This is a genomic window from Pseudovibrio sp. W74, from assembly GCF_001623085.1.
In the GTDB taxonomy this organism is placed as follows: Bacteria; Pseudomonadota; Alphaproteobacteria; order Rhizobiales; family Stappiaceae; genus Pseudovibrio.
Map to the genome: position 1 here is coordinate 76,617 of NZ_LMCJ01000004.1, position 12,956 is coordinate 89,572.

Annotated in this window: 11 protein-coding genes; 4 read left to right on the top strand and 7 right to left on the bottom strand. The window is 52.0% G+C overall.

Annotation, left to right across the window (positions count from 1 at the left end; all coding sequences use genetic code 11):
• Positions 1–10 precede the first annotated feature (10 nt).
• Together PsW74_RS03540 and PsW74_RS03545 are read right to left on the bottom strand one after the other, a co-directional pair.
• Positions 11–988 (bottom strand): ABC transporter permease, encoded by a 978-nt coding sequence (locus PsW74_RS03540; RefSeq protein ID WP_063286309.1) that lies wholly within the window; start codon positions 986–988, stop codon positions 11–13.
• 115 nt (positions 989–1,103) lie between these two features.
• Positions 1,104–2,687 carry an ABC transporter substrate-binding protein gene (locus tag PsW74_RS03545; RefSeq protein WP_063286308.1) on the bottom strand — a complete coding sequence of 528 codons (1,584 nt, stop codon included), beginning with the start codon at positions 2,685–2,687 and terminating at the stop codon, positions 1,104–1,106.
• A gap of 197 nt (positions 2,688–2,884) precedes the next feature.
• Between PsW74_RS03545 and PsW74_RS03550 the strand changes: the two genes are divergently transcribed.
• Positions 2,885–3,811 (top strand): LysR family transcriptional regulator, encoded by a 927-nt coding sequence (locus tag PsW74_RS03550; protein WP_063286307.1) that lies wholly within the window; start codon positions 2,885–2,887, stop codon positions 3,809–3,811.
• Between the two features lie 48 nt (positions 3,812–3,859).
• A complete protein-coding gene (locus PsW74_RS03555; protein WP_063286306.1) occupies positions 3,860–4,822 on the top strand; it encodes a M14 family metallopeptidase in 963 nt (320 codons plus the stop codon).
• Between the two features lie 41 nt (positions 4,823–4,863).
• Here PsW74_RS03555 and PsW74_RS03560 read toward each other — a convergent pair whose 3' ends face one another.
• The 5 genes from PsW74_RS03560 to PsW74_RS03580 form a co-directional block, all read right to left on the bottom strand.
• Entirely contained in the window at positions 4,864–5,982 is a 1,119-nt protein-coding gene (locus PsW74_RS03560; RefSeq protein WP_063286305.1) for a M48 family metallopeptidase, read from the bottom strand.
• Positions 5,983–5,984: 2 nt separating this feature from the next.
• Positions 5,985–7,133, bottom strand: a complete 1,149-nt coding sequence (locus PsW74_RS03565) for a DUF898 family protein (protein ID WP_063286304.1) — start codon at positions 7,131–7,133, stop codon at positions 5,985–5,987.
• A gap of 200 nt (positions 7,134–7,333) precedes the next feature.
• Positions 7,334–8,377 carry a choline ABC transporter ATP-binding protein gene (gene choV / locus PsW74_RS03570; RefSeq protein ID WP_063286303.1) on the bottom strand — a complete coding sequence of 348 codons (1,044 nt, stop codon included), beginning with the start codon at positions 8,375–8,377 and terminating at the stop codon, positions 7,334–7,336.
• Positions 8,374–9,222: a choline ABC transporter permease subunit gene (gene choW / locus PsW74_RS03575; RefSeq protein WP_057463116.1), complete on the bottom strand. Its 849-nt coding sequence runs from the start codon at positions 9,220–9,222 to the stop codon at positions 8,374–8,376. Before choW ends, choV begins: the two co-directional genes overlap by 4 nt.
• Positions 9,223–9,428: 206 nt before the next feature.
• Positions 9,429–10,385 carry a choline ABC transporter substrate-binding protein gene (locus PsW74_RS03580; RefSeq protein ID WP_063286302.1) on the bottom strand — a complete coding sequence of 319 codons (957 nt, stop codon included), beginning with the start codon at positions 10,383–10,385 and terminating at the stop codon, positions 9,429–9,431.
• 272 nt (positions 10,386–10,657) lie between these two features.
• Between PsW74_RS03580 and betI the strand changes: the two genes are divergently transcribed.
• Together betI and betA are read left to right on the top strand one after the other, a co-directional pair.
• Positions 10,658–11,260 (top strand): transcriptional regulator BetI, encoded by a 603-nt coding sequence (gene betI / locus PsW74_RS03585; protein ID WP_063286301.1) that lies wholly within the window; start codon positions 10,658–10,660, stop codon positions 11,258–11,260.
• Between the two features lie 35 nt (positions 11,261–11,295).
• Positions 11,296–12,945: a choline dehydrogenase gene (betA, locus tag PsW74_RS03590; protein WP_063286300.1), complete on the top strand. Its 1,650-nt coding sequence runs from the start codon at positions 11,296–11,298 to the stop codon at positions 12,943–12,945.
• Positions 12,946–12,956: the final 11 nt, after the last annotated feature.

Consider the following 12,956-nt stretch of genomic DNA (forward strand, 5'->3'; position numbering starts at 1 on the left):
GAGATGCCCCTTAGTTCGCCGCATCCTGAAGCCGCACGCGTGGGTCCAAAATGGAATAGAGGATGTCAACAATCAGGTTGATGACAACGAAGAGCACCACGATAATCATCAGGTAAGCCACGATGATCGGGCGATCGAGCTGCTGAATGGCATCAATGAGCAGTTTACCCATGCCGGGCCATGCGAAGATGGTTTCTGTAACTACCGAAAAAGCAATGAGAGAGCCGAATTCCAAGCCAAGGACAGTAACCACGGGGATCATGATGTTCTTGAACAGGTGCACCATAACAATGCGGTTGGCAGACAGACCTTTGGCGCGAGCGAATTTAATGAAATCCATATGCATCACTTCCCGCACCCCTGCCCGTGTCAGGCGGATCACCAGTGAGATTTTTAAGAGCGCGAGATTGAGTGCCGGGAGAACAATGTGAGAGAAGCCATCTGCGGTGAGGAACGAGATCTGCATGCCGAGCACCGAGATGGTGTCTCCACGCCCTGTGGCGGGCACCCAGTCTAGCATCACGGCGAAAAGCATGATCATCATGATGCCAACCCAGAATGTGGGCAGCGAAAAACCCAGAATTGAGCCGCTCATGATGAGGCGTGAGGAAATGGCGTTGGGACGCAGCCCTGCATAGAGGCCGAGCGGAATTCCGATGACAATCGCCATGAGGAGCGCCATGAAGGCGAGCTCCAGCGTGGCAGGCATACGCTCAACAATGAGCTTGAGCGCAGACTCACCAAAGATAAAAGAGGTGCCCAGATCTCCTTTAAAAGCATTGCTGACGAAGACCGTGTATTGCTGCCACACGGGCTTATCGAGGCCGAAGTCGCGGATGACGCGCTCAATCTCGGCCTGATCCGCATCCGGTGCGACCAGCATATCGATGGGGTCCCCCACCACATTCACGCCAAAGAACACAATGACGGACATAGCAATCATGACTATGCCACTTTGCATCAGGCGCCTGAGAACGAAGACAGACATGTCTTTAAATCTTTCGCAGGTAAAGCCAACCCATTGAAATAATTAAGGTGAGTGCTGGCCTTAGAAAAGAAAAAGACCGGCATAAGCGCTATGCCGGTCTTTTGTTTGCATGCGATTACTCAGCGGATACGCCCCAGGACAGGGTGTATTCATCCGTGCGAGGCAGGTACTCAAGGCCCTTGCGGGTCGCCCACGTATTCACCTGATAGTGCAGCGGAATGATCGCCTGATCGTTGATGGCGATCTCGGTTGCTTTGGCGAGCAGGTCCTGACGCTTTTCATCATCGACAGTTGCCAGAGCTTCTTCAATCATGGCGTCTACTTCAGCATTGGAGTAGCGACCACGGTTGGAAGAGCCGAAGCCCTGGCTCTTGTCGTAGGTATGGATGAGAGAACGCAGTGGCGACGATGCTTCGCCAGAACCAGCGCCCCACCCTACGAGAACCATTGAGAACTCTGGCGTGTTATTTGGTCCACCACGAGATGCGCGCTTGAAGTAGACAGACCGCGGCATGGTCTCCACATCAGTTTTGATGCCAACGCGGTTGAGCATCTGTGCGATGGCTTCCACGATCTTGGCATCGTTGATGTAACGATCATTGGGGCCGTGGATGCGCAACTCAAAGCCATCACCAACACCAGCAGCTGCCAGCAGCTCTTTCGCGCCTTTTGCGTCGTATTCGACCGGCTTCAGGTTTTCGCTGACACCAAAGAAGCCATCCGGCAGAAGCTGGCCTGCTTTGACAGCAACACCTTCCATCACACGTTCAACAATCAGATCACGGCTGATGGCTTTTGAGATCGCTTCACGAACGCGCTGATCCTTCAGCGGGTTTTTGATGGCCGCGCCGCCCATGGCTTTCACGAATGGGCTGTCATCGCGGTCATGATCCAGATGCAAGTAGATGACGCGGTTGGATGGGCCCTGCCACAACGAGACTTTGTCGTTGCTGCTCAGCACTTCAATGTCTGTTGTTGGGACGCCGTTGATCAAATCAACATCACCCGCCAACAAAGCAGCCACACGAGATGGGCCGGATTTGATGGGCTTGAAGGTTACCTTGTCCCACTTTGGCTTTGCGCCCCAGTAATCAGGGTTTGCTTCCAAAACGATGCGGTCACCTGGCACGTACTCCGCATATTTGTATGGGCCGGAGCCAACAGTTGCCTTGCCGGAGTTGTACATCTCGGTTGTTGCATCCGTTCCGGCTTCTACAGAGATGATGCTGACGGTTGAAATGTCATTAGGAACAAGCGGATAAGGCTTTTCAGTCACTATATGGACTGTGTAGTCATCAATCTTTTTGACCGTTTTGCCTTTGGTGTATGTGGCAAAGCTGGATGGTGAGTTTGGCACATTTGGTGCGCGCTCAAATGAGAACACCACATCATCCGCATTAAACGGATTACCATCATGGAACACCACGCCCTCACGCAGTTTCAGTTCCCATGTGGTGGCGTTAATTGGCTTCCAGCTGGTTGCGAGGCCAGGCTGCAGCTGCTGTTTTTCGTTTTGGTGAATAAGGCGGTCGAACATATGATAGGCGATCATATTGTTCGGGCCCAGATTGTGGTAGTGCGGGTCAATCGCGCTTGGTTCTGATGACAAGCCGATCGTCAGGTCTTCAGCAGACGCTATTCCACCCATAAGCAACATGGCACTTGCTGTCCCAGCAAGCCATTTGTGCAGCTTAATCATTGCTGCTCCCCCCTCAAATTTTCGTTCCCTCTGGCGATTAAAATTCATTCGCCCAGTAACAATGCCGCTGCTTCTTTATATGAGTGTGCTTCTGCCAAAACGGGCAAATCACCGGTAGAGCTTCGCGGTTGACTTAAACCGTAGTATGTGTTTTCAACATTGTCATTCAAAATTTTATAATCAAAACGCATAGAACTATGTCAGATACCCCAACACGTCCCCGTCTCAGCCTGCGAGAGTTTGAAGTTTTACGCGCTGTCATCAGCGTTCGCAAAACAACTGCCGCCGCTGCTCGCCTTGGTATTTCGCAGCCAGCAGTGAGCCGCGCCATCAAGCATCTGGAGGAACGTCTCGGCAAAACGCTGTTTAATCGGGAGAGCGGTCGGCTTGTGCCAACCTCTGATGCTTTGGCACTGAACGAGAAGCTTGAGCCAGTTTTTGAGATGCTGGCGGGGATTGAGAACGAGACATTCGTTTCTCAGCACAGCAGCAAGCCGCTGCGCCTTGCTGCGCCGCCAACAATCTCACACCGTTTTCTGCTTGGCGTGATGGCTGCTTTCATCAAGGCTTATCCGGGGCAGAAGGTTGAATTGGAGATTGGTACATCCTCGGATGTTCGCAATCATGTGGCTGAAGGGCATGCCGATTTGGGGATTACCGACGGGTTATCCAAACACGCTGGATTGACCCTGGAACCGCTGCGCTCTGCCATTGCGCATGCGGTTTTGCATCGGGATCATCCCCTTGCCAGAAAAGCGTTTATTGAGCCCGAGGACTTTGACGGGCAGGACTTCGTCGCCCTCACCCGTCGGTTTCCCGTGCGGGCGATTTTGGAGCGCATGTTTGCGGAACGGGGAATTCGGCCTAATATTGTTGCCGAATCTTCTACCGCCGTCTCCGTGAGTGAGCTGGTGCATGCAGGTGTTGGTGTCAGCGTCCTCAACCCGTTTCCCGTGGCGCGAAACCATCCAGAAACGCTGGTTTTTCTGCCGTTTAAGCCGCGTATCTCCTACCTCAACGCCTTCATATTGCCTGCAACGACACCGAGCACTCCAATCGCCAGAAAATTCATTGAGTTCACGCGCGCCTTTGAGATTGAGGACCCATATTCAACACCAGCCTAGATATGGTTGTTTGGCTGGTGTGACCTATACTTTTCAAGGACCATTGCCATGATTATTGAAAGTACAGCTTACCCTATCGAAATCGATTTCCCCGATATCCTGCCCTACAAAGTCGGCAATACCGGAGTGGATTGGATCACCACATTTGATTCCGGCACTGCTGGCCCTCATGTGATGATTTCTGCGCTGGTGCATGGCAATGAGCCGTGTGGCGCTGTTGCTTTGGACTGGCTGTTTAAGCAGGAAGTTCGGCCTGTGCGCGGCAAGCTGAGCTTCGCTTTTATGAATGTGGCGGCTTACAACTCGTTTGACCGGAATGACCCAACTGCTTCGCGTTATCTGGATCAGGATTTCAACCGCGTTTGGCAAAATTGCTCGCTGAATGGCCCAGAAGTGACGCGCGAGCTGGAACGAGCACGCGAAGTGCGTCCTGTTGTCGATACCGTAGATTACCTGCTGGACTTGCATAGCATGCAGCACAAGAATCCGCCGCTTATGCTGGCTGGGGATCAGGAGAAAGGCCGTGCGTTAGCCAAGCAAGTGGCTGATCCTGAGTGGATTATCTGCGATTCCGGCCATGAGGAAGGCAAGCGGCTGCGTGATTATGACGGCTTTGGCGACGCAATGAGCCCCAAGGCTGCGCTGTTGCTGGAGGCAGGGCAACATTGGGAAGCTGCGGCTGGGCCTCGTGCTATTGCGGCGTGTATTCGCTTCCTACGTGCAACAGAGTGTGTACCTTCTGATTTTAGTGAGGTGTTTCTTGCAGAACAGCCGCCACTGGTTCCGCAAAAAACAATAGAAATCGTGGCACCTGTTACGGTTCAGCATAAAGATTTCCGTTTCAGCGATGATTACCACGGGATGGAGGTGATTGCCGAGAAAGGAACTGTGATTGCGACGGATGGAGACACGCCAGTTGCAACACCGCATGACAACTGCGTGCTGATTATGCCAAGTCGCCGGTTGCTGGTTGGGAAGACTGCCGTGCGATTGGGCAGGTTGTTGGATTAATGTCGTTTTATGGCTGGGAGTTTGGTTCCCAGCCATGCAATTTAAGCGCTTAACTCTGCGGTTTCAGAGCAGATATTCTTCAAGCTTTCCCATTGCCATTCACTGAGAACGGGCGTTTTCTTTGCCTCAGGGTCGGCAAGCTCATTCAGCGTATCCACGCGCTCTTGTGTTGGCGGATGGCTGGAGAGGAAGCCCAGAGCCTGTGTGAGAGCATTGGCTTCACTGTGCTCTGCTGCGATCTTTTCAAGGAAGCTCGCAAGCCCGGTGGAATCTACGCCTGCGTTTTCCAGCATCTGAACAGCGAAAAGGTCGGCTTCACGCTCCATGTCTCTGGAGTAAGAGCTGTCGAGCATAGACTCCCCGACACTGGCAACGATACTGCCGCCGGTGAAGTCTCCGATGAACATGGAAAAGACGATTCCCGTGCCCGCCACGTTTATCAGCTGCTGCATGGAGTGACGGTGTTTGACATGGCCAAGCTCATGCGCCAGCACGGCGGCCAGTTCGTCAGGACTGTCAACCACTTCCAACGTTTTGGAGAGAATGGTGATCCTGCCGCCGGGAAGGGCGAAAGCGTTGGGTATTTTGCTTTCAACCACTGTCATCACCGGGTCAAACGGCAAGTCCATGCCCTTTGTGAGGCGCTTTGCCATCTGCTCCAAGGCAGCCTGACCCGTTGAGGCTTTACAGATTTTCTCTTCACTCAAGGCCGGGATCAGTGTTTCTTCAACGCTCTTGCCAAGCTCTGCTTCCCACGATTTCGGCACGTTGTGAACCGCGTACTTTGAGAAGACAGGTAGGAAAAAGATCAGAGCGACCGCGATTAGGGCGATGGATGCCAAGCTGCCAAACACGATTTTCTTTGTGTTTTCGCGCTTTGGAAGGCCTGCTACCAAACGAATTTTGCGCTCAACGGATTGCGCGGTCTCTGTATTCGTGATTTTGACGTAAGCGGTGCTTGTTGGCTTGTTCAGCTCTACCACCATGACGGTTTGAGATGTCCAATCACAGAGCAGCTTTGCCGCGAACCAGCGCGCATATTCCTGATCGCCCGCCAGATCTGTCAGGACCATCTCATCGTAGTCAAACCAGATCTGACAGTTGCGTACAGCAGCAGAAGTGCCGTCAAAAAACTCAGCGTTTCCAAGCAGTAACTTCATGGTCAGATCACTTCAAACCCTGCATCAAGCGTATCAGCAAGCCCCATGCCGACTGCATTTTCCAAATCACCAGCAGCAATCGCATCCTTTACGCTGTGGGCGTTGATGACCACCATACTGCTCATCTTCCACTCAAACAACATGACTTGAAGGACCATCATATTGGCGAACAGAAGCACTCCATAATAAAGAGCAAAAACTGGCAGGAAAGCCAGACTGAAAAAGCCGCTCTCCGGCTCTATTTGGACCCCAATAGTTAAGGTTAGCAAGGTGCCGATTGCTCCAACAATAGCAACACCAACCCCAACAATCACAGCATGAATGATGTAGGCGCCATAGAATTTGGAAGCCCCGATATGGCTCTCAAAGCCAGCGTCGCCAATCTTTGTGGAGTTGACTTGCAGACGGAAGATATCAGCCGCGATGTAAGGCCACGTGAAAAATGTGAGCATAGGAGCAATTATTGCAGCCGCAAATACAGATGGACCAATCAGCGCAATTGGAATGAACAAGACAACAACCAGCGCATAAGCTGGCAACAGCGCATCAAAGTAATTTTTTGGAGTTGCAGAATAGCTAAACTGCTGATTTCCAAAATAACTGACTTCTGCCAGCATTCTGTCCAGCTTTGCCATACGCCATGGTAGAGCAATGCCCAGAGTAATGACTGACAGGATGGTCCAGAAGAGCCATGCGCCCACATAACGCCACGCAGAGCCTTGCATGTGGAAGCGAATGCCGCGCCAGCTTGTGCGAGTCAGCAGGTATCGGCGGCGGCGGAACAAGGCGTAGGGCGTGAGCAGAAAACCGACTACAAACATAATGGCAAAGCCAATGATTGTTGCAATCAGGCCCATGAACTGAAGGCCGAAACCAAGCGCATAGAACGGTATTAGGATCGCCAGAGCAATCAGAAAACCAATAAAGAGTTCTTTGCCCGTGCCATGGTAGCGAAGATGATCGCCTTCCAAATGGGTCGCAGACCAGAGAGATCTGCGCAGTCCAGTCATCGCCCAGAAACGATAGATACCCAGCGTGATAACCGTCAGGGTGACCCACTTCATAACCCGCGCGAAGAACGAACCACCAGAAAAGAGAATATAACTCCGCTTTGGTGAACCCGGATTTTCCTGAGCAACTTCAATAGTCATGGCACGATCCAAATTTTTTAAATAAAAACGTCTTTCTCTGTAATTCCACTCGTCAAATTATGCAAACACCCGAGGGTTGAGTGAGCCCTATTCTTCTAAAGCAACTCTTAGGCCGTGAATGCCTGAGGATTTCTTGGGTTAACAAAAACAGGCGCATCTTTGCAGATGCGCCTGTGTAGAATCGATGAATATTCTGCGTCCTAAACGAAGCAGTCCATGATTTCCTGTTCGCGAATGATACCGACCGGGCGGTCTCCGCGATAAACCGCGATTGGACCAGCGCTGTGGCGTTTCATCTCAATCACTTCGCGGATCATCTGCTTTGCTGTGCACTTTGGCATCTCTTCAACGCTCACGATCACATCAGCACTCATCTGCGAGAGATCAGTCATGATGTCTTCAGCGTGCAGAACGTTGAGTGGGTTCATGTGCGCGACAAAGGACTCAACGTACTCATCCGCTGGTTTCTTCACGATTTCCTGCGGAGTGCCGATCTGCACCACATGACCACCTTCCATGATGGCGATGCGGTTGCCGATTTTGGCGGCCTCATCAAGATCATGGCTCACGAACACGATGGTTCTGTGTAGTCTTTCCTGCAGCTCCAGCAACTCATCCTGCAAACGGCTGCGAATGAGAGGATCGAGCGCAGAGAACGGCTCATCCATCAGCAAGATTGGAGCATCTGTTGCAAAGGCGCGCGCCAGACCAACACGCTGCTGCATGCCGCCGGAAAGCTCATGCACGTATTTGTCGCCCCAGCCGCCAAGACCAACAAGTTCCAACTGTTCTTCGACACGTTCCAGACGCTGGGTCTTAGGAATGCCAGATAGTTCCAGACCGAAGCCAACATTGTCTCGCACGGTGCGCCAAGGCAGCAGGCCGAACTGCTGGAATACCATGGCAACACGTTCGCGGCGCAGTTTGCGCAGGCGCGAGGTAGAGCAGGTGGTTGGGTTGACCTGCTCGCCATCGTCAGCAACGAGCACTTCGCCGCGGCAAACCTTGTTCAGGCCGTTGATGGCGCGGAGCAGGGTGGACTTACCAGAACCGGACAGGCCCATGAGAACGAGAAGTTCGCCCTGCTGGATGTCGAAGGTCGCGTTGGCAACCCCAACCAGCTGGCCGGTTTGATCCTGAATTTCAGCGCGGCTTTTGCCGGCATCAATTAAGGGCAGGGCAGCGTCGGGCTGATCGCCGAAAACAATGGAAAGGTTTTTGAAGGAAACAACAGGATTGGTCATTTTTTGCTGCCCTTTTCTTCTGAGCTTTTGAAGAAACGGTCAAGCACAATAGCAATCAGCACGATTGCAATACCAACCTCAAATCCTTTAGCGATGTTCACTGTGTTCAACGCACGAAGTGTTGGAACACCAAGGCCATCCGCACCAACAAGGGCGGCGATCACAACCATGGACAGTGACAACATGATGGTTTGCGTCAGGCCAGCCATGATGTTTGGCAGCGCATATGGCAGCTCAATCTTAAAGAGCTTCTGCCAATAGGTCGCGCCAAAAGCTTCACCAGCTTCCAGCAGATGTTGCGGCGTGGAGGCAACACCAATCTGGGTTAGGCGAATGGATGCGGGCAGGGCGAAGACGACAGTTGAAATCAGACCTGGAACGACACCCAGTCCGAACAGGATCAGGGCGGGGATCAGGTAGACAAACGTTGGAATTGTCTGCATCAAATCCAGCACAGGCCGTACCCATGAGAAGAACTTAGGGTGATGCGCGGAGTAAACGCCGACAGGAATACCAATCAACATACAGATAAAGGTGGAGCTGAGGATCAGCGCCAGCGTTTCTGTGGTTTCATCCCAATAGCCCTGATTGATGATGAGCAGCAGGCTCACCGCAACAAACGCTGAAAAGACGAAGGATCTTCTGACCACAAAGGCCAAAGCTGTGGCAATGACCACAATGCCGAGCGGGTGAGGGGCTTGTAGAACCCATAGTACACTGTCGATGAGCCATTCGATTGCAACGGAAATCGCATCGAAAAAGCCACTTGCATTGTCGGTGAGCCAGTCAACTCCCCACTTGGCCCATTTGCCGATGGGTAGTTTGTGCTCTGTTAGCCACTCCACGGGAAACCTCAGATTTTGTTATTGTGTGTCAACGCGTTAACGTCATTTCATTTGTAGGGCAGGATACAAAATTATTGGTACCGACAAGCAGCTTGCCCCAGTGCGCAATGGTTATTCCAGGTGCCGGAGTGTTCTGGAATAATGCGCTAAGAGGCGGACTGCGAGTGTATCGCATCCGCCTCTCAATTCATGCTCGGTAATGACCCTTAGAGGCCGAATGCAGTCTTTGCAGCAGCAAGACCGTCTTTACCGTCAAAAGTAGTTACGCCAGCAAGCCATTTATCAAGAGCCTCAGGGTTCTTCTTGATCCATGCTTTTGCTGCGTCTGTTGGCTCTTCACCGTCGTTCAGAATACCGTTCATGATCTCGTTCTCCATCTGCAGGGAGAAGGTGAGGTTCTGAAGGAATTTGCCCATGTTCGCACACTCAGCAGAGTAACCTGCGCGGGTGTTGGTCAGAACGTCAGCGCCACCGAAGTTTGGACCGAAGAACTCGTCACCACCGGTGAGGTACTCCAGCTCAAAATTGGAGTTCATTGGGTGCGGAGCCCAACCGAGGAAGACGATGTCCTGGTTCTTGCGAGTTTTACGCGCGACCTGGGACAGCATGCCAGCTTCAGATGATTCGACGAGGTCGATTTTGTTGAGGCCGAACGCGTTTTTCTCGATCATATCGAGGATCAGACGGTTACCATCGTTGCCTGCTTCAATGCCGTAGATCTCGCCATCAAGGTCTCCAGAGAATTTTGCGATGTCCGCAAAGTCCTTCAAACCCTTGTCATAGGTATACTTAGGAACAGCCAAAGTATACTTGGCGCCAGTCAGGTTGGTTTGAACAGTATCAACGGTGCCAGCTTCGCGATATTTCGCAATATCAGCTTCCATTGTCGGCATCCAGTTGCCAAGGAATACATCAATATCGTTGTTTGCGAGAGACGCATAAGTGACTGGAACGGAAAGTACTTTTACGTCTGTTTCGTAACCGAGCGCGTCCAGCACAGACGTTGCTGTGGCGGTGGTTGCGGTGATGTCTGTCCAGCCCACGTCAGAGAAGCGTACGGTTTTACAGGCTTCCGCTTCTGCGGCGAGAGCTGACCCAGTGATTAGTAATAGTACTGAAGCAGAAGTAGAAAGTTTCTTTATCAGGCCACTAGCAACACTCATGTAAATCTCCCCAATTTCGATATTTATTTAATAGAGCCGTAGAATTGTGCAGAAAACATGTCCTAAACACTACCTAGACGACAATTAAATTTTCAAATTCCTTCGTTCACTAAAGCTAATAAACACCCGATGGACTAAAGGCAACCTCTCCGTCAGATATTAATTACGATAAATCTGAGTGCAATACTTTTCAAAAGCTCCGAAATGTTCTAAGAACTATTTTTATTGATTGAACGTTCAATAAAAATAATCTTGGAGTGAGTTCGGCACAAATGCCTAAGGTCGGAATGGAAGAGGAACGCAAAACCTCGATAATTATGGCAACGATCAAAGCGATCCATGAAAAGGGGTACGCAGCGACAACAATGGCAGATATTGCCAAGAATGCCGGCGTTTCGACGGGCCTGCCACATCACTACTTTGGCTCGAAAGCAGCTGTCTTCAACGCGACCATAAGCTTTTTGCTGACGGACTTGAGCAAGCAATCCCGCAAGCGCTTGCTGAAGACGAAAACCCCTATGGAGCGGATCGATGCGATCATCCATACCAACTTCAGCGATGAGCAGTTTCAGCCCTCCGTTATCTCGGCGTGGTTTGCGTTTTATGTGGTGGCACGAACGGAACCGGGAACACGCCGGTTGCTTCAGATCTACCACCGACGGCTGATCTCGAACCTCACTGCGGAATACCACCGCGTCACAGATCGAGAGACGGCGATTACAGCGGCAGAAGGTACAGCTGCGATGATTGACGGGCTCTGGCTGCAATGCGTGCTAACGACAAACCGACCTGACGGGTCACCGGCAACAATGCTGGTTCAGGACTACGTGAAGAAATGTTTCGACAGCTTTGAAACGACAGAAACTACACAATAATAACTGGAATACGGCTTCAAGCCCAAGAGAATACAATGACTGCAGATTTCATTATTGTAGGCGCCGGCTCTGCTGGATGCGCCCTGGCAAACCGTCTTTCTGAAGATCCCCAAAACAAGGTGGTTTTGCTGGAGTTTGGTGGTACGGATATCGGTCCGTTTATCCAGATGCCCGCTGCCTTGTCCTATCCCATGAACATGTCCCGCTACGATTGGGGCTATGAGAGCGCGCACGAGCCGCATCTGGATGGGCGTAAGCTTGCTTTGCCACGTGGTAAGGTGATTGGCGGCTCTTCCTCCATCAACGGCATGGTCTATGTGCGCGGTAATGCCTGCGACTTTGACAGCTGGGAGGAGATGGGAGCGAAAGGCTGGGGTTACCAAGACGTTTTGCCTTACTTCCAGCGCCTTGAGAACACCGAGGTCGACGGAGACTGGCGCGGAAAGTCCGGCCCGCTCTACGTCTCTCGCGGTACACGCTGGAGCCCGCTTTACGATGCCTTTGTGCAGGCTGGTGAAGAGGCTGGTTACGCCAAAACTGACGACTACAACGGTTATCGTCAGGAAGGCTTTGGCGATATGGAGATGACGGTGCACAATGGCCGTCGCTGGTCCGCCTCCAATGCCTATCTCTGGCCCATCAAAGGCCGTGAAAATCTGGAGATCATCTCCGGCGCGCACGTTAATCGCATTCTCATGGAAGGCAAACGTGCTGTTGGCGTTGAGTATGTACGTAGCGGGCAGGTACATCAGGTCAAATGCTCCCGCGAAGTGGTCGTTTCTGCATCTTCCATCAACTCTCCAAAGCTTCTGATGCATTCCGGCATTGGTGATGCAGCTGCTCTGTCCGCTCTGGGCATTGATGTGATTGCAGATCGTAAGGGTGTTGGTGCGAACCTTCAGGATCATCTGGAGCTCTATATTCAGCAGGCGTGTACTCAGCCGATTACGCTCTACAAGCACTGGAATCTGATCTCCAAAGGCGTGATCGGAGCTCAGTGGCAGTTGGCGAAATCTGGCCTGGGCACCACCAACCACTTTGAGACCTGCGGCTTCATTCGCTCCAAAGCGGGCGTGATGTACCCTGACATTCAGTTCCACTTCCTGCCATTTGCGGTACGCTATGACGGACAGGCGGCAGCTGAAGGCCATGGCTATCAGGTTCATGTGGGCCCGATGCGCTCCAAGTCTCGCGGTGCGGTGACGCTGCAATCTGCGGACCCAATGGACAAGCCGAACGTGCTGTTCAACTACATGAGCCATGAAGACGATTGGGAAGATTTCCGCCAGTGCATTCGCCTGACACGTGAGCTTTTTGCTCAGCAGGCGTTTGATCCGTTCCGCGGCAAGGAAATTCAACCAGGCAAAGACGTTGAAAGCGACGATCAACTGAATGCTTTCATCAAAGAACATGTCGAGAGCGCGTTCCATCCGTGTGGCACCTGTAAGATGGGTGACACGAATGACGAAAGTGCTGTGGTTGACAGCGAATGTCGTGTGATTGGTGTTGACGGTTTGCGCGTTGCGGATAGCTCCATCTTCCCGCAGATTACGAACGGAAACCTCAATGCACCTTCCATCATGGTTGGTGAGAAGGCGGCAGACCATATTCTCGGAAAAGGTATGCTTCCTGCCAGTGATAAGCAGGCGTGGGTTCACCCGAACTGGCAGAACGAACAACGGTAAGTGTTGGATTA